The sequence below is a fragment of the Nocardia sp. CY41 genome (assembly GCF_009829325.1).
Lineage (GTDB): Bacteria > Actinomycetota > Actinomycetes > Mycobacteriales > Mycobacteriaceae > Nocardia.
The window spans coordinates 290,623-311,405 of the sequence record NZ_VUOS01000006.1 but is presented as its reverse complement, the minus strand read 5'-3'; the positions used below and the strand labels follow the sequence as shown (position 1 = coordinate 311,405).

The following is a 20,783-nucleotide window of genomic DNA, read 5'->3' as shown; positions in this document are numbered from 1 at the left end:
CGGTTCGGCCCATACCGCCCGGCGAACCCGGGCGCCGACGACAGTCCGGACCCGGGACACGGCCACGGCCACGGCCACGGCCAGCGCATCGCACGACATCAGGACATCCGAGTACCTCGTATCCCTCCGTATCGGGACGCGGGGAGGTAATTTGATCTTCGCAGGCCGACCACAGCTTCAGCTCCATCCCGCACCCACCCGAGATGCACAGGAGTTCACTTTGGCACGGCACCGTCGCCCGAACCGCTCGCGCACCCGCGGCGCATTCGCCATCGCGGCCGCACTCGGCACCCTGCTCACCGGCATCGGACCCGATGCGGCCGCGCGCCCGATCGGTCCGTACGACGTCGGCGGGCAGATCGAAGCCGAGTACGACCAGGCCGGTGGGCCGGGGTTCTTCGGTGACCCGGTCACGCCCGAGTCCCCCGCCGCTCGCGGTGGCCGCTACCAAGCGTTCGAGCGCGGCTCCTCCATCTACTGGCACCCCGACACCGGCGCCCACCAAGTCGGCGGCGCGATCCGCGACAAATGGGGCGACCTCGGTTACGAGGGCGGCGCACTCGGCTACCCCGTGGCGCGGGAAGGCGCGACACCGTCGAAACCGGGCAGCTACAGCGTCTTCCAGAACGGTTCGATCTACTGGTCCGTCGGCACCGCCGCGCATCAGATCGGTGGCGTGATCCGCGACAAGTGGGGTTCCTACGGCTGGGAGAGCAGCCCGCTGGGGTTCCCCATCACCGACGAATCCGCGGGCCGCGCCGGTAACGGCCGTTACAACCTGTTCGGCGGCGGAGCCATCTACTGGTCGTCGCGCACCGGCGCCCACGTCGTCTGGGGCTCCATCCGGGAGTCATGGGAAGCCGCCGCGGGCGAAGCCGGACGCTACGGCTATCCCACCAGCGACGAATACGACTTCGAGAACGGCAAAGCCCAGGACTTCGAGGGCGGCCGCATCACCTGGTCCCCGTAGCAGGACCACCGATCGCCGCTGCCCGCGCGGTACCCGAATCGACCGACCGGCTTGCCGAGGAGTTGAGAGCATGCTCGCTGGACGACTTTTCCCACGCGCTGCCGACGGGCAGCGCTTCCGCCTGGAGGACGTACCGGTGCCCACCCCCGGGCCGGGCCAAGTGCTGATCGCGGTCGCCGCCGCCGGTGTCTGCCTGTCGGATGTCCACCTCATCGAGGGCGTGCTGTCGCCGATGTACCTGACCGGCGACGCGGTCACCCTCGGCCACGAGGTCGCGGGCACGGTGCACACCGTGGGGCCCGAGGTCCGCGACCTACAGCCGGGTGATCGAGTGTTGTTGCAGGCAGGCGAGATCCGCGATGGCAGAACCTACACCCGTGGCGTGGACTACGACGGCGGGTGGGCGGAATACGCGCTGGCCGCCGCCGAGACCGTGGTGCCCATTCCCGACGACCTGCCGTTCGAACAAGCCTGTTTCATCCCCGACGCGGTCTCGACACCCTGGGCCGCCATCACCCGGACCGGCCAGGTCCGGGCCGCGGAGTCGGCGGGCGTCTGGGGCGTGGGCGGACTCGGCGCGCACGCGGTCCAGTTGCTCCGGCTGATCGGCGCCGCGCCGATCATCGCGGTCGATCCGCTGCCCGCCGCTCGGCAGCGTGCGCTGGACTTCGGGGCGGACCTCGCGCTCGACCCGTCCGACGCGGAGCTGCCGAAGAAGGTGTTCGCCGCCACCGGAGGCGCCGGACTCGACGCCGCGTTCGACTTCGCGGGCGCGGCGCCCGTCCGCGAACAGGCCGTCGGATGTCTCGCCGACGAAGGACGGCTGATGCTGGTCGGACTCACCGACAAACCGATCACCATCACGAACGGCACCATCTTCAGCTTCCGGCAACAACAACTGCGTGGGCATTACGGCTCCGAACCCGATCACGTGCTCGAACTGGTGCGCCTGCGCCGCGCGCATCGGATCGATTTCGCCAAGTCGGTGAGTGCGGTACTTCCACTGGCCGAAGCGGAGTCAGCGGTCCACGCGCTGGAGAACAAGGAAGGCAATCCGATCCGGATCGTGCTGACACCGTGAACTTTCGGCAATCCGGACATTCGCGCCGTGTGTGACGGCTCCGCCGGCGACCCCAACTCGCGTTGGGGCCGCCGCGGCCGAACCAGCCAGTGCCCGAGTCGATCCTCAGACCCCGACCTCGACAGGGATACTGCCACATCACGGCGGCCCCGTCGCATCGGTGATCGTCCATCGGTACATACATGCGCGTGTGCATGTGCATGGGCGTCGCCCGGAGTGAAATCCTCGAAAATCGAGGTGACCGAGCGCCCTTAGGTAACGAGTGCGCATCAGCCACTGGTCTGAGATATGGAACTGTTATCAACTGAGCCTCGCATTCTGCCGAGTTATCCGTGTTGTCAACGACTTTCACGACCCGCAACGCAGATTCGATTCGCAGGCTTCGAGCCGGACCTCGATCGGGCCGACCGCCCGGTTCCCGCGTGCTGGGCGAGGAGTCCGCCCCGACAGCAGGCGACACCGCCGATACGGTGGCGTGCGACCCGTTCGGCAAACTCTGCGCACGGACGTGACCGGCACGCCGGTACGGGCGCCACCTTTCGTCGCCGGAGGCGTCCTATTCGTCCGGATGCATCTCGGCGAGTAGCCCGTTGAGGAAATCCACGCTGTCGGCCGGCGACAGCGCCTCCACGCTGAGCCGGTTCATGACCGACATGTACAGCTCGACATCGCGCTGCTTGTCGAAGTACAGCGAGCTGGCGAGCTGCTCGGTGTAGACGATGTCGGCCAACTCGGGTTCCGGGAAACGAAGGATGCTGAACGGGCCGCCGGCGGCGGAGTGCCCGCCCGCCGCATACGGCAGGACTTGCATCCTGATGCTGGGCCGGTCGGCCATCGCCGCCAGATGCTCGATCTGCTCGCGCAGGACCACCAACCCGCCGACCGGCCTGCGCAGCGCGTTCTCATCGATGACCGCCCACAGCGTAGGAGCGGCGGCGCGGTAGAGGATCTGCTGGCGGCGCATCCGGATGGCGACGCGGCGTTCGGTCTCGTCGGTGTTGCCCAGCTGGATCACCGCGCGCGCGTAATCGGCGGTCTGCAGCAGGCCCGGGACGAACTGTGCCTCGTAGGTGCGAATCGTGGTGGCCGCCTGCTCGAGACCGATGTAGGTCTCGAACCACGCCGGAAGCAGATCGCTGTAGTGCTGCCACCAGCCCGGGTCGTTGGCCCGGCGAGCCAATTCGAAGTACGTTTCCCGTTCAGCGGGGTCGACAACGCTATAGAGGTTCAGCAGGTCGTGCAGATCGCGTTCCTTGAAGCCGGTCCGGCCCAGTTCCAGGCGGCTGATCTTGGCATGCGACCCCCGAATGGCGTCGCCCGCGGCCTCCCTGCTGATCCCGCAGCCCTCGCGCAGCTGACGCAACCGGCTGCCCAGCGCGATCCGCAAGACGGTCGGACCGCGTTCCGCCGCAGGGAATTCCGCGTTGTCGCCACTGTCCTCGTCGTTGGTCATGCCTGCCTCCGGCCGATCGGGGGTTAGACCGCGGGGCCCAGTGCCTCCACCATCACAGCTGTCTGAACGTCGGCTGAAGATCCTACTCGGCCGCACCTCGGCACCGGCCCCGACGCGGACGCGTGCCGCGAATCGAGTGCGCAATTATGGATTCGCAAGAGCGCCAACGCAATATCTCGACCGCATTCCCGAGCGCGACGGGACGGCTGTGCGTAGAGTCGCCCCCGACGGTGGCCACGCGGAGGAGGAGCGCCATGACGTCGGCAGAGGCATCGACCCGACTAGCGGGTGTCGATCCGGACGTACCCAGCATCGCACGCGTGTACGACTACGCCCTCGGCGGGACGGACTGGTTCGAGTCCGACCGGCAGGTGTACCAGCACCTGAAGAAGGCGGTGCCGCATCAGGACGACGTCGGCGCCGCCAACCGGCGCTGGCTCGAGCGCGCGGTCCGGTACGTCACCCGATCGGCGGGCGTCGACCAGGTCCTCGATCTGGGCAGCGGCCTGCCCACGCGGAAGAACACCCACGAGATCGCCCAGGAACTCGGCGCCGAGGTCGCGGTGGTGTACGTGGACAACGACCCGGTCTGCGTCGCACGAGGACGAGAACTGCTCGAAGCCAACGAGCGCACCCACTTCCTGGACCTGGATCTCACCCGGCCCGCCGAGGTGCTGGACGACCCCGCCGTCAACCAGCACCTCGATCTGACCCGGCCGGTGTTGCTGATGCAGTGCGGCACCTTGCATCACCTCGACGACGACCAGGATCCCGCGGGCATCATGCGGCGGTACATCGATCGCCTCGCACCGGGGTCCTACGTGATGATCAGCCACTTCTACGATCCGGCCGACGAGAACGAGCACCTGCACGCACTGGCCAGGCTGGCCGAGCGGGCACTGCACGACGAGGGCCTCGGCACCGGGCGGTGGCGCACCCGCGCGGAGGTCCAATCGTTCTTCGACGGGCTGGAGATGGTGCCACCGGGATTGGTCGAGCTGCACGAATGGTGGCCCGGCGGCCCCGCGCTGCGCACGCCGTGGCCCGACGAACGTCTCATCCTCGGCGGCGTCGGCCGCAAGAGATAAACCCCTCCCTCACCACGGAGCCCGACATGACCTCGAACGACGTGCAGATCACCGATCAGGACATCCAGGACAAGCTGACCGGCGTCCTCGGCTTCACCAGCATCGACCTCGCGACGTCGAAAGAGGGCGTCAACTGGTGCTCGAACGCGTTCTTCACCGAATTGGACGGCGATCCGTTCCGCTTGACGCTCGTGCTCGAGTCGGGCGGGCGGACGCTGGAGGGCCTGCGCGCCAATCCGAACGTCGGGGTGAAGGTCGTGCCCGACGGAATCCTCCACCCGTTCGCACAAGGCCTGGGCACGGCCGTGGTGCGCACCGGATCCGGCGAGCGGGAGGAGACCTTCGAAGCGTTGTTACGAAAGGAGCCACAGATCGAACCGTTCTTGTCCACACCGATCGAGGCCGTGGTGGTGCACATCGACTGGTGGCGGGTGACGCATGTGCAGGGCGGATGGCTGCCCGGACGGGTGCTGCACCGGCCCGGCGCGTCCTGATTCGTCACCTCGCGATCACCCGCGAATACCGACCGGTCCCAATGCTCGGCCCCGGCCGGTACGCCCGCCCTCGGTCCACGAAAACAGCACTGGCCGAACGCATCCGCACGGATTGCTCGCCGATTCGGCGGTCTCTAGGCTGGTGAGCCAGGCGACGGAAACTAGAGAGAGGTCTCCATGTCCGATCCCGCTCCCCAGACCGGTGTCCGCGCGCCGGTAGGCGTGGACACGACACGCGCGAGCATCGCCCGCGTCTACGACGCAACCCTCGGCGGCAAGGACAATTACGAAGTCGACCGCTACGTGCGCGACAAGGTCGCCGAAGTCGCGCCGCGGCAGAGCGATGTGGCCCGGATGAATCGCCGCTGGCTGCACCGCGTGGTGCGCTACCTGGCCGGCACCGCGGGCATCGACCAGTTCCTCGACATCGGCGCCGGACTGCCGACCGTCGGCAACACCCACGAGATCGCGCAACAGCAGAATCCCCAGGCGCGCGTGGTGTACGTGGACAACGACCCGGTCTGCAACATCCACGGCCGCGTCCTGCTCGAGCGCAACGCGTACACCCATTTCGTGCCCGCGGACCTGACCGACCCCGACACCCTGCTGGCGCATTCGGAGGTCACCCCGCACCTCGATCTCACCCGCCCGCTGGCGCTGATCCTGTGCGGCATCCTGCATCACGTCGACGACGACCTCGATCCGGCCGGGATCATGCGCCGGTACATCGATGCGCTCCCGGCCGGCTCCTACGTCGCGATCACGCATTTCTACGATCCCGCCGACGGCGGCGAGGCGCACGAGATGGCCATCGAGCTGCAACGGCGTTTCACCGAGATGGGCCTGGGTTCGGGCTGGTACCGCACTCGCGAGCAGATCGCCTCGTACTTCGGCGATCTGGAACTGATCGAGCCGGGGCTGGTCGAACTCGACGACTGGTGGCCGATGGGACCCGCGCTCCGCCCGCGGCTGACCGAGGAGCGCCTGCTGCTCGGTGGCGTCGGCTACAAGTCCGGATCGTCGAACGGAGTCGTGACGGCCCTGCGCCGCCGGGCGACCGAGCCCGGCCTATCGGAATCCGCCGTGCGCGACACTGCTGAAAGGTGACTCCCACGATGACCTACGACGATCTGAACGGCCCCGATCTGCGCGCAGACCGGTGGCGCTTCCTGGAGGTCCCGCTCGGCCCGGACCAAACCTGGCGCTACGCCGACCCGGCCGCCCGCACCGAGGTCGGCGAGGGCGCCGTGTCGGTCCGGATCGACGCCTTCACCCGGTCCCACGCCGAGGTCCAGATCCTGGACAACCCGAAGCATCTGCTGGTGTCGACCGAGACGTTCGATCTCACTGGTGGGCCACGGACTTTCGCGGTGGAGATGGCGGCGGAGAACGTCGGCGCCACCGGCGAGGACTACCGCGACGGTTTCGCCGCGTTCAACGTCCTCGATATGAGCAGCGCGCAGGTTTTCGATCTGATCGCGACGAGCAAGCACGCGTACGCGATCCACGAACGGTTGTTCGTGCCCGGTGTCGTCCCCGCGGAGGAGGCGTTCACCCACGTGGTGCACGCGCCGCTGGCCGGGGTGGACATCAAGCCGGGCGAGTTCCACCGCTACAGCGTCACCATCGACCGCGCCGCGGGCACCGCGGGCTGGTACGTCGACGGCGCACCGGTGTACACCACCACTGCGCCACAACTGCCGGAGACGGTGCAGATCGGTTTCGGCATCATCACCCTGCATCCGATCGAGGACGGGCGCAGTACGTCGCTGCGCGGACAGGGCCTGCACGCGGCGTGGCGCGGCTTCACCGTGGCGTGACCGATCACGGCGAAAGCCGTCGAAAACACCGGGTGCCCAGCCGCATTCGGCTGGGCACCCGGTTCGTTCGCCGCCAACTCGAGGCCGGTTCGCGCCGGTCAGACGCTCTCCTTGCGCGGCCACTCGACGTTGCGCGAGCGCGCGTACTCGTCCGGCGCGGCGTCATCGCCGTCCATGCCGTATTCGTAGTCGTACTCGTCCAACTCGGTACGACGGCGCGGATCCCATACCATCGCCACGGCCGACACGGCCAGTAATGCGATGACAATGGCCGCGATGACTACATAGAGCAACGACTTCCACCCTCCTGAAGAAAAAACGAACAGCACACAGCCGTGCCGGATACTCAACGCGCACAGCTTCTTTGACGCCGCAGGCATAGTACGGCGCAGCACCCGAAACCGGACATTCCGTCGCGGGTTACCGACGGGTCGGCATCGAATCCGGCCTCGGCGGTAGTGCCGACCGATTCGACGGAAACTCCCCCGCGAACCCTCAGCGTCGCATAGGCTCAGCACCGTCCCGGTGGCTCCGGGGCTTCCAGCGCGGCACCGGTATGCCCAAGCCGACCGCGATCGCTGGTGGTAGCGGTGGGGTTCACCCGATTCGATGAACCTCGCCGTCCCCCACTTCCGGTGAAATCATTGGGACATTCGCGCGGAATCACCCGCATCCGGCATCCTTCGAGCTACCGTCTTCGGTCATGGACGACATCGAACTGCAGCCACCGACCGTCGCCTCCGCCAAGCAGACCGGACTGGTCCTGGACATCGCCGCGCTCGACATCCACAACCCGCTCGCCCGGCCCGGCGAGATCACCTACCCGTACGTTCGCTGCACCGACCATCGGGTCCTGCGGCTACCCGAGCCGTTGCACCGATGGGCCACCGAAACCATCGCGCTCAATCACAGCAAGCACGCCACCGGCGCCCTGCCCCTGTTCCCCGGGCAGGTCGAATTCGGCATCCTCGACGGCACCATGTACGCCGAAGTGCTCTGATCCGGATCCGCGACGAAAGCCCGGTCGACCCGGCCGGGCTCACCCGCGTTGCGGTGCTTCGCCCCCGGACGGATGCGGGACCGCCGCGCCGCAGGCCAGTTGGTCGCCGGCATCACCGAGCAGCGGCAGAGTCGCGGTACCGGACCGGCGGCGCCTGCTGCGGAAGGGGCACGGCCACCGCCTGATCGCGTGTGGGCATATGCCTGCCTGCACGGCTACCGCGGCACGAAACGCCTGGTGAGTGCGTAGTCCCCGGTATGCCTGTGGCGCGGGTTGCGGGCACACGACACACTGGACCCCGTGAATCGCATGTCAACCCGACGACGCCGCCGCGGATCGGACGGCCTGCCGTGACCGACCTCGCCCGCGGTGAGAACCGCCCCGCGCCCGGCGATCGGCTGACGGTGACCGTCACCTGCTCGGCTCCCGTCGACGTATCGGCGCTGTTGCTGAACGCGGCGGGGCGGGTGCGCTCCGACGCCGACTTCGTCTTCTTCAATCAACCGGTCGCCCCCGGCGTCACCTACCGGCACGGCCAGGGCGCGGGCGACGCGGTGGACATCCAGACCACGGCGCTGCCGGGTGATGTGGATCGTGTCGTCGTCACCGCGAGCCTGGACGGCAACGGCCCGCCCACCTTCGCGGCCGCGGGTTCGCTGCGCGCGACCATCGCCGCCTCCTCCGGCACGTTGGCCTTCCCGATGACCGGCCTGAGCACCGAGACCGCCGTGGTGTGCGTGGAGATCTACCGTCGCGGCGGCGGATGGAAGGTGCGTGCGGTCGGCCAGGGGTACGACAACGGGCTGGCGGGCATCGCAACGGCTTTCGGCGTGAACATCGACGACGAGCCGTCTCCGGCTCCCCCACCCGCACATCAACCGCCACCGGCGTATCCATCAGCTCCCCCACCGGCACATCAACCGCCACCGGCGTATCCATCAGCTCCCCCACCGGCACATCAACCGCCACCGGCGTATCCATCGGCTCCGCCCCCGGCGTACCAGCCCGCGCCCCCACCCTCCTACCCGACGCCACCGGCCTATTCCGCGCCGCCCGCCGCGGTGCCGCCACCCCCGATGCCCTCACCTCAGCAAGGAGCACTGCCGATGCAGAGCGATCTGTTCGCCCCCAGCCACGCCGAAGTCACCGGCGCGGGCATCCAGAAGCAGGGCGGCAAGATGATCAAGGTGGCCGTCAACGGCGAGGTCATGGCCCGCGCCGGATCGATGGTCGCCTACCAGGGAGATCTGCATTTCCAGGCGCTCGGGGCGGGCGGGATCGGCCGGGCCATCCAGCAGCGGCTGACCGGCGAGGGCGTGCCGCTGATGAAGGTGTCCGGGCACGGCGACCTGTTCGTCGCCAACGGCGCCGCCGACGTGCACACCATCGACTTGGACGGCACCGACGGCCTCACCATCAACGGCGCCAACGTCCTCGCCTTCGATTCCTCCCTGCGCTATGACATCCGGATGGTGCAGGGAGCCGCCGGTTTCGCCAGCAACGCCGGATTGTTCAACTGCGTCTTCACCGGTCGCGGCCGCATCGCCATCACCACGCACGGCACGCCGGTGGTACTCAACGTCGACCAGCCCACCTATGCCGACCCGCAGGCGGCGGTCGCGTGGTCATCGAGCCTGCAGACCGGCATCAAACGCAACGATTCGTTCGGACTCGGCCGGCTGATGGGCCGCAGCACCGGTGAGGGCATGACGCTGTCGTTCTCCGGACGCGGTTTCGTCATCGTGCAGCCGTCCGAGCTGCCGCCCGGCGGGTTCGTCGGAGGCACCGGCGGCGGGCAGGAAGCCGGCCAGAGCGGTGGCGTACTGGGCGGCCTGTTCGGGTGACGGCGACCGGCGCGGTCACGCCTGCAGCGAGACGAGTTCCACGACGGTGATGTCCGACGGTGCGCCCACCCGCACCGGCGGACCCCACGCCCCGGCTCCCCGGGAGACGTACAACTGGGTGTCGCCGTACCGCTCCAACCCGGCGACGGTCGGATTCGCCAGGCCCGCAAGATAATTGCCAGGCCAGAGCTGGCCGCCGTGGGTGTGGCCGGACAGCTGCAGATCGACGCCGTGCGCCACCGCGTCGTCGATCAGCACGGGCTGGTGCGCCAGCAGCACGGCGGCGCGGTCGCGGTCGCGGTCACCGAGCGCCTTGCCGAAGTCCGGGCCCTGCCCGGTTCGTTCGCCCTGCACGTCGTTGACGCCCGCGAGGTCGAATCCGGGTAGTTCGGTGCGTGCGTTCGCGAGTAGGTGCATGCCCAGTTCCTGGACGTGCTCCACCCACTGCTCGGCGCCGGAGAAGTACTCGTGGTTGCCGGTCACGAAGAACGCGCCGTGGCGGGCGCGCAGCCCGGCCAGCGGCTCGACGGCCGAGCGAAGATGCTCCACGCTGCCGTCCACCAGGTCGCCGACGACCGCGATGAGATCGGGCCGGGTGTCGTTGACGGTCCGCACCACGCGCTCCGCGAAACCGCGCCCCAGGATCGGGCCGAGATGCACGTCGCTGACCACCGCGATGCGGAATCCGTCGGCCCCGCGCGGCAGCTTCGCCAGCGGCACCGCGACACGCATGACATTCGGTCCGTTCAGGACTCCGTAGGCGCCGACGCCGACGGTCGTCGCCGCGGCGGCGACAGCGGCGCCGCCCATCACCCGTGAGACAAAGACGCGGCGCGGTAGCCGCGTGGGCGAGGACTCGACCGGAGCAGCCGTATCCGGCGAGGTCCGAGGCGCCAACGACTCCGACCCGCTTCCTATGGGAGACGCAGGCACGAATCCGGTTCCCCCAGGCGCTTCCGACGCGGAACAGACGCCTACGGGAGGCTCCGGCGCGGAGCCGACTCGCGAAGGAGACTCCCGCACAGCCACAAGCGCCGACAAGGAAGCGATATCCGCACGAGAGTCCGGCTCCCGTACCGCTCGGCCCCCATCGAACCGGCGCAGCGCCAGGAGCCGAATCGGCTCCCCGATCGCCAGCGCCAACAGCAGGTACATGAACAACGCGCCCCACAGATAGCCGGGCCAGGCGATGATCCGGACCACCGCGAACGGCGCGGACGCCAGCTCCGCCACCGTCGTCCCCAACAGCAGCAACGGACCCGCGAGCATGGCGGCGGTGCCGACCCGTCGCGCGCGTGTTCCCGCCGCGGTCGTGTCCCGCACGAGCCGCCGCCAGACATACCAGTGGGCGCCGACCACCGTGAGCACGACGACTCCCACGAGGACGAGCACGGCGACACCGATCAGAACACTTTTCACGACCACGGCGGCACTCTCTGTGTGCATTCGGTTTGCGCGGCATCAACTTACGGCACGGCGCAGGCGGGTACGGGATACGGACTTCCCGGGACCGGCTATGCCGTCCGTTCCAGCACGCCGCGCAGAAACGCGGCTTGACCCGCGTGCTGCAGATCGTCGGAGATCACGCTGACCAGCCGCACACCCAGCGTCACCGGTGGGTCCCATCGGGTGTCTACGACGCGGTCGAGGTCGCCGTCCCGCAGTGTCCGGACGAAGCGCAGCGTCTGGTCGTGCACCGCGTCGTAGTACCCCGCGAGCAACTCGGCCGACGCCTGGACGACCGCCACATCGGCGGGGCGATCGCCGTAACCGGTCGCCCCTTTGTCGAGAGGCAGGCCGAAGCGGTCATACCAGCCCTGCGCGGTCCATACCTGCTCGATGCCGGCCACATCCGCGATGTGATCGTCCTGCACGCGGGTCAGATGCCAGATCAGCCAGGCGATCGAGTTGGCGCCCGGATCGACGCGGTGGGCAAGGGCGTCGTCCGCCAGCCCGTCGACGGCTTCGTGCACCACCTCCTTGATCCGCTCGTAGGCGTCGGTCAGCACATCGGCACTGGTAGCCATCGGTCGACTCCTTTTCGAATGGTCCGCTGCACAGACGCTACCGAGCACGCCTCCCCGGCACGAGCGGCGACGTGCCGACCGGAGAATCTCGCACGATCGCACCACATTGAGTGTGCCGTTGTTCAACGGTACGATATGCATTGGTGAGATTGGTCGATGGCCATCGAATCGGTCACCGACCGGACGAAGACGTACCGAAGTGAGGAAGAACCGATGATGCACGACGCCGAGACCGGACGCGCCCGACAGGCGGTTGTCCGCCTGGCGATGATCGCCGCGCTTGCACTGACACCCGTCGCCGCGGTCGCCGCCCCCGCGATGGCCGCCCCCGCGGTGGCCCAGCAGCAGGCCGTCACCCAGACGAGCCAGGCCGAGGAGATCCACGGCGGGTGGCACCGCCACGGCGGATGGGGGCACCACGGTTACGGCGGCTGGGGCGGCTACGGCGGCTGGGGCGGCTACGGCTACTGGGGTAGCCCGTTCGGCTACTGGGGCGGCCCGTTCGGCGCCTGGCCGGGCATCGCCTGGCTGCTGCCCGGCACCGGAAGCGCGTTCTGACCAGAAGGTCTCTCGCACAGTCCGCCAGGTGATCTCCGGTTCCACGCGATCGTTCCGGCACGCGATCGCAGTAGCGCCCGCACGCGCGGCGATCCCGGAATCACCTGGCTGCCGGCGCATTCCGGCATCGCGGCAGGAGCCGGAACCGATCCCGGTCACGAGTGCCGCACCCGCACAGCGGTCGCCGACTACCTTCCTGCGCAGAGTGACCGCCCCAGCAGGAGAGCCGAGCGCCCTCCGCCGAATCGAGTCGTGACGCTCTCAGCGTCCGCACAGCGCTCGCCTATCGAAGACGCGCCGATACATACTGTCGGCCTGAGAGTATGGATAATTCCACGCGCGCTGCCGGTCGAATTCCGCTCGAGATAACGCAATTCAGCACACATTCTGCAATCCGCTCGAATTGGACAACGAAACGGGTGCTGACAGTGTGGAATTCAGGCGTGGCCGTAGCGAGTCGATGTCCCCTATTTGCCGTGAAATTCGCAGAACGATTGCTTCGAGAAAGCGCTGCGGCCAGAATGGGTGGGGCCGACAACCGGCATCTTGGGGATCCGTCGGCACTCGTGGCCGACACGACTAAGTGGGGAAATACGATGAGAGTCAACAGATTCGCCGCAACCGCCCTGCTCGCGGTCGGGGCCACCGGAATAGCGACGGGCGTCGCGCACGCCCAGCCCGCGGCGCCCGCGCAGGTCGGTGTGCACGGCGTCGAGCAGGGACTCGGTTTCACCTCGGCTCCGGCCGCCGACGGCTCCGGGGTGGTCACCACCCTGGACGCGGGCAGCTTCGCGTTGACGACCGATGCGAGGGCGGTCGAGCTTCGCAACGAAGCGGGACAGGTCGTCGCGACCATGCCCCTGGCGTTCCAGGCCTCCGGCGCGGCGCACGTGCTGGCGCCGGCCATCTCCGATTCCGGCCGCACCCTCACGGTGACGCCGGTGGGCTCGCCCGCGACGACCGAGCGCCTGAACCAGTTCGTCGGCGAGGACGAGACGCTCGCGCGCAAGCAGTACAACGCCGGTATCGGCGCCCTCATCGGCGCGGGCATCGGCGCCGTGATCGGCTTCTTCCTGGGCGGGGTCGGCGCGCTGGTCACCATTCCGATCGGCGCGGGCATCGGTGCGCTGATCGGATTCTCCACGCCGTAATCGGCCGGGACGGTGTGCGGCCGCCGTGAGACGACCGCACACCGATCGCCTGTCGCATCGCCGGGATTCCCGGGCAGGAGCACGCCCACGCGCCTCGCTGCCGGGGAACGCGGCGTTCCGACCGTCGACCGCCGATTCGTCCAGGCCTGTAGCGGGGAGGCCGAAACGAAATGCCAGGGCGGGCGCTGGGGCATGATGGGAGGGCACGAAGACGATCGGAGCGAAGACACAGGATCCGCGAGATGGCACAGCGCAGTTCCCTCTCGCAGCGACGCGCTGCACTGGAACAAGAGTGGTCCCGATGGATACCCGCCGGGACACCGCAGGGTGACTCCGCGCTGCGTAGCGAGGTCGCGCAATCGTGGCTGCGGTCGCTGCGCACTGTCGATCCGGCCTGCGAGCAGGCGCCCCTCGCCGAAGCCGACGTGGCCGCCCGCTGGGCCGAATCCCCGTTGCGTATCCCGGTTTCCGAGCTGACCGATCAATTGCGCGACATCACCGAAGGCGCGGACTACGTCGCGGCGATCACCGACGAGACCGGCACCATCCTGTGGTCGCACGGCGGTCCGGTCATGCGCCGCCGCGCCGAACAGGTGAACTTCGCGCCCGGCGGTCGCTGGGACGAGGCGCACATGGGCACCAACGCACTGTCGCTGGCGTTGCGCACCGAACGGCCGCACACCGTGTTCTCCGCCGAACACTTGGTCGCGGCCCTGCACGGCTGGGTCTGTTACTGCGCCCCGATCCGCGCCGCGAACGGTCGACAACTGGGTGTGCTCGACCTGTCCACCACCTGGGACCGCGCGCACCCGCTGGCCATGTCCACCGCACGCACGTTGGTCACCGCCATCGAAACCAAGCTGCAGCACCGCACGACCGCGCCGGGGGTCCGGCTGACCTGCCTCGGCGCGGCCCGTCTCCTCCGCGACGGCGCGCCCGTGCGGCTGCGCCCCAGACAACTCGAGATCCTGACGCTGCTGGCACTCGAGCCCGAGGGATTCACCCACGAACGCCTGCATTTCGCGGTGTACGGCGACCGGCCGGTCGGCGCGAGCACGCTCAAATCGGAGATGTCCTATCTGCGGCGGGCTACCGGCGGCGACATCACCAGCCGGGTCTATCAGCTGGTGAGCCCGCTGTCTTGTGACGCCGTGGACGTGCTCGCGGCGCTCGAAGCGGGCGACACCGCCACGGCCGTCGAGCTGTATCGCGGGCCGCTGCTGCCGGACTCGGATACGCCGGGCATCGTGCACTGGCGCGAGTATCTGGAGGTCGGCGTGCGCACCGCGGTGCTGTCCAGCGGGAACGTCGAGCACGCGCTGCGCTACGGCGAGCGGGCGCCGTATGACGTCGAGGTGCACGAACACGCGCTGGGCCTGCTCCCCGCGAGCGACGGTAGGCGTGCGCTCGCGGCCGCCCGGCGGCACGCCGCGCTGCGCGACTGAGTGCGCGCCTCAACGTTTCGTCAACCCTCGCCGGGCATAGTGACCCGCATCACGGCCGTGGCGCCGTGTGCATCACGTCCGCAACCAGCGAGGAGTCATCCGCCATGAGCTACGCAAAGCCGGGAACCGAGGGCAGCGTCGTCGAATTCGCCCCGCGCTACGACAACTTCATCGGCGGGGAGTGGACCGCCCCGGTCGAAGGCCGCTATTTCGAGAACCCTTCCCCGGTGGACGGCCAGACCTTCTGTGAGGTGGCGCGGTCCTCGGCCGCCGACATCGAGCTGGCCTTGGACGCCGCGCACCAGGCGGCCGACGCATGGGGCGCCACATCGACCACCGAGCGCGCCAATATCCTGAACAAGATCGCCGACCGGATCGAGGACAACCTCGAGGCACTGGCGGTGGCCGAGACCTGGGAGAACGGCAAGCCGGTCCGGGAGACGCTGGCCGCCGACCTGCCGCTGGCGGTCGATCACTTCCGCTATTTCGCCGGGGCGGTCCGCGCCCAGGAAGGCGGCATCAGCGAGATCGACGCCGACACCATCGCCTACCACTTCCACGAACCGCTCGGCGTCGTCGGTCAGATCATCCCGTGGAACTTCCCGATCCTGATGGCCACATGGAAGCTCGCGCCCGCCCTCGCCGCGGGTAACGCGGTGGTGCTCAAGCCCGCCGAGCAGACCCCGGCCTCGATCTTGAAGGTCGTCGAACTGATCGCCGATCTGCTGCCGCCCGGAGTGCTCAACGTGGTCAACGGCTTCGGCGTCGAGGCGGGCAAGCCGCTGGCGGCCAGCCCGCGCGTGGCCAAGGTCGCCTTCACCGGCGAGACCACCACCGGCAGGCTGATCATGCAGTACGCCAGCGAGAACATCATCCCGGTCACGCTCGAGCTGGGCGGCAAGAGCCCGAACATCTTCCTGCCCGACGTCATGGCCGCCGACGACGCCTTCCTCGACAAGGCGGTGGAGGGCTTCGTGATGTTCGCACTCAACCAGGGCGAGGTGTGCACCTGTCCGTCCCGGGCGCTGATCCACTCCTCGATCTACGACGAGTTCATCGCCCGGTGCGTCGAACGGACCAAGGCCATCCGCAGCGGCAACCCGCTCGACGAGACCACCATGATCGGCGCGCAGGCCAGCAACGACCAGTTCGAGAAGATCCTGTCCTACATCGATATCGGCCGCCAGGAAGGCGCCGAGGTGCTCACCGGCGGCGGCCCGCGCAAGGTGGACGAGTTCCCCGGCGGTTTCTACGTCGAGCCGACGATCTTCTCCGGCCGCAACGACATGCGCATCTTCCAGGAGGAGATCTTCGGACCGGTGGTGTCGGTGACCACGTTCGACTCGGTCGACGAGGCGCTGAAGATCGCCAACGACACCCTCTACGGGCTCGGCGCCGGCGTGTGGACCCGCGACATCAACGCGGCCTATCGCCTGGGCCGCCAGATCAAGGCGGGCCGGGTGTGGACCAACTGCTACCACGCCTACCCCGCGCACGCGGCGTTCGGCGGCTACAAGAAGTCCGGCATCGGACGCGAGAACCACCGCATGATGCTCGACCACTACCAGCAGACCAAGAACCTGCTCGTCAGCTACTCGCCGGACAAGCTCGGGTTCTTCTGATGCCGGATCCGGTCCAGCGCGTCGAGTTCACCGGGCCCGCGGAGGAACTGCTGCGCCTGCTGATCGAACAGCACGGTCCGGTCATGTTCCACCAGTCCGGCGGTTGCTGCGACGGCAGTTCACCGATGTGCTACCCGCGCGGCGAATTCCGGGTGGGCGCCTCGGACGTGCTGCTGGGACATCCCGCGGCGGACACGCCGTTCTGGATGAGCGCCGACCAGTACGAGTACTGGCGCCACACGCACCTCACCGTCGACGTGGTGCCCGGCCGGGGCAGCGGATTCTCTCTGGAAGCGCCCGAAGGTGTGCGGTTCCTGATCCGGTCGCGGCTGCTCACCGACGAGGAACTCGCCCTCCTCGAAGCCGAACCGCCACCCACCGGGGCGGATCTGTCCCCCTGACCCGGAGCATGGGGCTGCTCACCGGAGTACCGGTGAGCAGCCCTTTCCCGCTTCGGTGGGCGAAAAAAATTCCATGCGGGAATAGCTGGGCAGCGGATACGGTCGTTCGAGGTGGTTAGACAGGCGAACGAGAGGGGCCGCGGTGGCGACCGATACTGTGCCGGTGTCCGTGGGGTTCCGCTCCGAACGCGGCGCCATCCTGGGCTCGCTGATGCTGGCCACCGCGCTGGTCGCGCTCGATTCGACGGTCATCGCCACGGCGGTGCTCACCATCACCGACAATCTCGGCGGCTTCGCGCAGTTCCCCTGGTTGTTCTCCATCTATCTGCTGGCGCAGGCGGTGACGGTGCCGATCTACGGCAAGCTCGCCGACACCGTAGGGCGCAAACCCGTGATCCTGTTCGGAATCGCGATGTTCGCGCTGGGTTCGCTGCTGTGCGGCGTGGCGACCAGCATGCTCGGACTGATCGTCTTCCGCGCCGTGCAGGGCATCGGCGCGGGCGCGATCCAGCCGATGACGATGACGATCGCGGGCGACTTGTACACGCTGTCCGAACGCGCCAGGGTCCAGGGCTATCTGGCCAGCGTATGGGCCATGTCGAGCGTGGCAGGCCCGCTGCTGGGCGGCCTGTTCGCCGAGTACGTCGGCTGGCGCTGGATCTTCCTGATCAATCTGCCGCTCTCCGCGCTGGCCGGATGGATGCTGGTACGCCATTTCGCCGAGAGCGCGCCCCGGCGCAGGCAGCGCGTCGACTACCTGGGCGCGGCCCTGCTGACGGTGGGCGCGGGTGCGTTGATCCTCGGGCTGCTCGAAGGCGGCCAGGCGTGGGCCTGGTCCTCGCCGGTGAGCATCGGCATCTTCGCGGGCGGCGTCGCCCTGCTCGTGTTGTTCGGTCTGGTGGAACGCCGGGTGCGGAATCCGATCCTGCCGCTGTGGGTGTTCGGCCGTCGGGTGGTGATCGCCAGCAGCCTGGTGTCGGTCCTGATCGGCGCGATCGTGCTGGGCGCGACCTCCTACGTGCCGACCTTCGCCCAGGGCGTGCTCGGCACCGGCGCGCTCGTCGCGGGCCTGACGGTCGGCGCGCTGACGCTGGGCTGGCCGCTCGCGGCGTCCCAAGCCGGAAAGGTGTACCTGCGGTTCGGCTTTCGCGCGACAGCCCTGCTGGGTAGCGGCCTGGCAGCGGTGGGCGCCGCGAGCACCCTGCTGATCACGCAGCACGCGGCGCTGTGGCAGGTCGCCGCGTCCTGCTTCGTGATCGGCACCGGCATGGGCCTGGTCGCGACCCCGACGCTGATCGCCGCGCAGACCAGCGCCGAGTGGTCCGAGCGGGGTGTGGTCACCTCGGCCAACATGTTCGCGCGCTCGATCGGCAGCGCGGTGGGCGTCGCGGTGTTCGGCGCGATCGTGAACGCACGGGTCGGGCACACCGATCACCCGCTGCCCACCACGCTGGCCTCGGCGGTGCATCTGGTCTTCGTCGCCATCGCGGCGATGTCCGTGGTCATGGTCATGGCGGCGGCGATGATGCCGCGGCGGGCGGCGACCGACTGACTCCCGCTCGCCGGACGAGGGCTTGCGACGGGGCACGGACCAGCCACACCGAGGGGCTTCTTGTGCGTGTTCAGCCACCGATGCGAGGTTGCCCCGGCGGGCACAGCGACCACCGTTGCGGCTCGCCGCACCGCGCAGCCCTCCGCCCGAGCACCTGGTGCCCGGCGCGGCTGACGCCAGAGGGGCGATCCGGAGGACACGACCCGATGCAGCGGGTTTTCGGAAGCGTCCGGAGCCGGACGTGCCGCAATCTGGGCTTCCCAACCGAACCAGAAATTGGAGGTCGCAGTGGCACAGGCCGTATGCGGGATCGTCGGCGTGTTCTTCCTGGGTATGGGTGTGTACGCCCTCGCCGCACCCACAGCGCTGATCCGGCCGTTCGGCATCCGGCTCGGCGAAGCGAGCGCGCGATACGAAGTGCGCGCCGTCTACGGCGGATTCGGACTGGCGATGGCGGCCGTGCTCGCGGTCGCCGCGCTCGACCTCGGATCGCTGCGCGGCGGGATCATGGTCGCCGTCGGCGCGGCGCTGGCGGGTATGGCGTTCGGACGGGTGGCGTCGGCGGCGCTCGACGAGCGAGCGGCTTTCTACCCCACCTGGTTCTACGGCGTTGTCGAGGTTGCCGGCGCCGCCGCGCTCTTCCTCGCCGCCTAGCGGAAAGCGCTCGTCACCTGGTGCGCACGGTGGCGTGCGGCGTGTCGGCCCGGCCGAGCTTGCGCAGCGCCAGGTACCCGGCCGACACCAGCGCCGCCCACACCAGGCCGACGACGATCGCGGTGCGTCCGCTGTCGGTGAACAGCAGCAGCACGACCACCAACCCCAGGAACGCCAACGCCAGCACGGTGGTGTAGGGCGCCGCGGGCAGCCGGTAGTCGCTCGCTGGCAGCTCGCCGCGGGCGACCTTGGCCCGGTAGATCAGGTGGCAGACCAGAATGACGCCCCAGACGAAGATGATGCCGATGGTCGACACCGAGGTGATGTAGGCGAAGGCCTTGTCCGGCGAGATGACGTTGACCACCACGCCGATCACCATCGCCGCCGCCGACGCGGTGATCCCGGTGTAGGGCACCGCGTTCGCGCTCAATTTGTTCAGTCGGGCGGGCGCCTCACCGCGCAGCGACAGCGTCCGCAGCATCCGGCCGGTCGAGTAGATCCCCGAGTTGCACGACGACAGCGCCGCGGTGAGCAGCACGAAGTTGACGATGCCCGCCGCGCCGGGGATGCCGATCTGCTCGAAGACCTCCACGAACGGGCTCTTGCCCGCGTGGAAGTTGCGCCAGCTGGACACCGCCATGATCACCACGAGCGCGCCGACGTAGAACAGGCCGATCCGGAACGGCAGCGTGTTGATCGCCTTGCGCAGGGTCGTGCGGGGTTCGCGCGCCTCCCCGGCCGTGACGCCGACCAATTCGACACCGACGTAGGCGAACAGCACGATCTGCAGCACCAGCAGCGACTGGCCGATGCCGTTGGGGAACACGCCGCCGTCGGACCACAGATTGGTGACCGTGGGATCGGCCGCGTGACCGAATCCGAACAGCAGGACGCCGATGCCGAGCAGGATCATGCCGACGATCGCGGTCACCTTGATGGTGGAGAACCAGAACTCGCCCTCGCCGAACAGCCGCACCGAGATCAGGTTGGCGCCGAACATCACCGCGAGCACCACCAGCGCGGTGACCCACGGCGCGATGTCGAACCAGTACTCCACATACTTGCCCGCCACGGTGATCTCGGCCATGCAGGTGGCCACCCACACCGCCCAATACGACCAGCCGGTCGCGAATCCGGCGAAACGGCCGAGGAACTCGTGCGCGTACTCGGCGAAGCTGCCGGAGATCGGCCGGTAGGTCAGCAGTTCGCCGAGCGCGCGCATGATCACGAAGATGGCCAGGCCCGCCGCGAGGTAGGCGAGGATGAGACCGGGGCCCGCCTGCTCGATCGCGCCGCCCGCGCCGTAGAACAGGCCGGTGCCGATCGCTCCGCCGATGGCGATCATCTGGATGGTGCGCGGGCTGAGGCCCCTGGCGTATCCCTCCGAGTCCCCGCCGTCCGCCGGAGCCAGCGGTTCCGCGTCCTGCAGGTGCCGATCGGAGGCTGTCATACTGCGGTCCTTCCCTCGCTGGGCAGCGGCGCCGGTCGCCCGCCGGTGCGCCGTAACACGATGTCGGATCATCGCACGGCTGCCCGGCTCAGGGCGTCACGCTACCGCCCCGGCCGCGCGCGCGTCGTCGCCGGGGCGATCGCGGCTACCGGTCCGGCGCCGGGCATGCCATC

General features: G+C 68.8%; 20 protein-coding genes. 15 read left to right on the top strand and 5 right to left on the bottom strand.

Features of this window, described 5'->3' with window-relative positions:
- The first annotated feature begins 220 nt into the window (after positions 1-220).
- Positions 221-970 carry an LGFP repeat-containing protein gene (locus tag GVY64_RS08180; RefSeq protein WP_324198435.1) on the top strand — a complete coding sequence of 250 codons (750 nt, stop codon included), beginning with the start codon at positions 221-223 and terminating at the stop codon, positions 968-970.
- 70 nt (positions 971-1,040) lie between these two features.
- Positions 1,041-2,051 (top strand): zinc-binding dehydrogenase, encoded by a 1,011-nt coding sequence (locus GVY64_RS08175; RefSeq protein WP_159839968.1) that lies wholly within the window; start codon positions 1,041-1,043, stop codon positions 2,049-2,051.
- Between the two features lie 556 nt (positions 2,052-2,607).
- Here the strand turns inward: GVY64_RS08175 and GVY64_RS08170 are convergent.
- Complete coding sequence (locus GVY64_RS08170; RefSeq protein WP_159839967.1) at positions 2,608-3,504, bottom strand: helix-turn-helix domain-containing protein; 897 nt, start codon at positions 3,502-3,504, stop codon at positions 2,608-2,610.
- 254 nt (positions 3,505-3,758) lie between these two features.
- On the opposite strand from GVY64_RS08170, the gene GVY64_RS08165 reads away from it, so the two are divergent.
- From GVY64_RS08165 to GVY64_RS08150, 4 genes are all read left to right on the top strand, one after another.
- A complete protein-coding gene (locus GVY64_RS08165; protein ID WP_159839966.1) occupies positions 3,759-4,592 on the top strand; it encodes an SAM-dependent methyltransferase in 834 nt (277 codons plus the stop codon).
- Positions 4,593-4,618: 26 nt separating this feature from the next.
- Positions 4,619-5,086: a pyridoxamine 5'-phosphate oxidase family protein gene (locus GVY64_RS08160; RefSeq protein WP_159839965.1), complete on the top strand. Its 468-nt coding sequence runs from the start codon at positions 4,619-4,621 to the stop codon at positions 5,084-5,086.
- A gap of 177 nt (positions 5,087-5,263) precedes the next feature.
- Positions 5,264-6,193: an SAM-dependent methyltransferase gene (locus tag GVY64_RS08155; protein ID WP_159839964.1), complete on the top strand. Its 930-nt coding sequence runs from the start codon at positions 5,264-5,266 to the stop codon at positions 6,191-6,193.
- An 8-nt stretch (positions 6,194-6,201) separates the two neighbouring features.
- Positions 6,202-6,906 carry a DUF6081 family protein gene (locus GVY64_RS08150; RefSeq protein WP_159839963.1) on the top strand — a complete coding sequence of 235 codons (705 nt, stop codon included), beginning with the start codon at positions 6,202-6,204 and terminating at the stop codon, positions 6,904-6,906.
- Between the two features lie 98 nt (positions 6,907-7,004).
- Here GVY64_RS08150 and GVY64_RS08145 read toward each other — a convergent pair whose 3' ends face one another.
- Positions 7,005-7,199, bottom strand: coding sequence for a hypothetical protein (locus GVY64_RS08145; RefSeq protein ID WP_159839962.1), 195 nt, complete (start codon positions 7,197-7,199; stop codon positions 7,005-7,007).
- 410 nt (positions 7,200-7,609) lie between these two features.
- On the opposite strand from GVY64_RS08145, the gene GVY64_RS08140 reads away from it, so the two are divergent.
- Positions 7,610-7,906 carry a hypothetical protein gene (locus GVY64_RS08140; RefSeq protein WP_159839961.1) on the top strand — a complete coding sequence of 99 codons (297 nt, stop codon included), beginning with the start codon at positions 7,610-7,612 and terminating at the stop codon, positions 7,904-7,906.
- A gap of 350 nt (positions 7,907-8,256) precedes the next feature.
- Complete coding sequence (locus tag GVY64_RS08135) at positions 8,257-9,750, top strand: AIM24 family protein (RefSeq protein ID WP_236566694.1); 1,494 nt, start codon at positions 8,257-8,259, stop codon at positions 9,748-9,750.
- A gap of 15 nt (positions 9,751-9,765) precedes the next feature.
- Here GVY64_RS08135 and GVY64_RS08130 read toward each other — a convergent pair whose 3' ends face one another.
- Together GVY64_RS08130 and GVY64_RS08125 are read right to left on the bottom strand one after the other, a co-directional pair.
- Positions 9,766-11,175 carry a metallophosphoesterase gene (locus GVY64_RS08130; RefSeq protein ID WP_236566693.1) on the bottom strand — a complete coding sequence of 470 codons (1,410 nt, stop codon included), beginning with the start codon at positions 11,173-11,175 and terminating at the stop codon, positions 9,766-9,768.
- A gap of 89 nt (positions 11,176-11,264) precedes the next feature.
- Positions 11,265-11,777, bottom strand: coding sequence for a mycothiol transferase (locus tag GVY64_RS08125; RefSeq protein WP_159839958.1), 513 nt, complete (start codon positions 11,775-11,777; stop codon positions 11,265-11,267).
- Positions 11,778-11,990: 213 nt separating this feature from the next.
- Between GVY64_RS08125 and GVY64_RS08120 the strand changes: the two genes are divergently transcribed.
- From GVY64_RS08120 to GVY64_RS08090, 7 genes are all read left to right on the top strand, one after another.
- Positions 11,991-12,335, top strand: coding sequence for a hypothetical protein (locus GVY64_RS08120; RefSeq protein WP_159839957.1), 345 nt, complete (start codon positions 11,991-11,993; stop codon positions 12,333-12,335).
- A 596-nt stretch (positions 12,336-12,931) separates the two neighbouring features.
- On the top strand, positions 12,932-13,486 hold the full coding sequence (locus GVY64_RS08115) for a hypothetical protein (protein WP_159839956.1): 555 nt from the start codon (positions 12,932-12,934) through the stop codon (positions 13,484-13,486).
- 242 nt (positions 13,487-13,728) lie between these two features.
- On the top strand, positions 13,729-14,931 hold the full coding sequence (locus GVY64_RS08110; protein WP_159839955.1) for a helix-turn-helix domain-containing protein: 1,203 nt from the start codon (positions 13,729-13,731) through the stop codon (positions 14,929-14,931).
- Between the two features lie 104 nt (positions 14,932-15,035).
- Positions 15,036-16,553, top strand: a complete 1,518-nt coding sequence (gene adh / locus GVY64_RS08105; RefSeq protein ID WP_159839954.1) for an aldehyde dehydrogenase — start codon at positions 15,036-15,038, stop codon at positions 16,551-16,553.
- Positions 16,553-16,954 carry a DUF779 domain-containing protein gene (locus tag GVY64_RS08100; protein WP_159839953.1) on the top strand — a complete coding sequence of 134 codons (402 nt, stop codon included), beginning with the start codon at positions 16,553-16,555 and terminating at the stop codon, positions 16,952-16,954. Before adh ends, GVY64_RS08100 begins: the two co-directional genes overlap by 1 nt.
- Positions 16,955-17,039: 85 nt before the next feature.
- On the top strand, positions 17,040-18,506 hold the full coding sequence (locus tag GVY64_RS08095; protein ID WP_159840072.1) for an MDR family MFS transporter: 1,467 nt from the start codon (positions 17,040-17,042) through the stop codon (positions 18,504-18,506).
- 288 nt (positions 18,507-18,794) lie between these two features.
- Positions 18,795-19,160: a DUF4345 family protein gene (locus GVY64_RS08090; protein ID WP_159839952.1), complete on the top strand. Its 366-nt coding sequence runs from the start codon at positions 18,795-18,797 to the stop codon at positions 19,158-19,160.
- A gap of 13 nt (positions 19,161-19,173) precedes the next feature.
- Here the strand turns inward: GVY64_RS08090 and GVY64_RS08085 are convergent, their stop codons facing one another.
- Entirely contained in the window at positions 19,174-20,610 is a 1,437-nt protein-coding gene (locus GVY64_RS08085; RefSeq protein ID WP_159839951.1) for an amino acid permease, read from the bottom strand.
- Between the last annotated feature and the right edge of the window lie 173 nt (positions 20,611-20,783).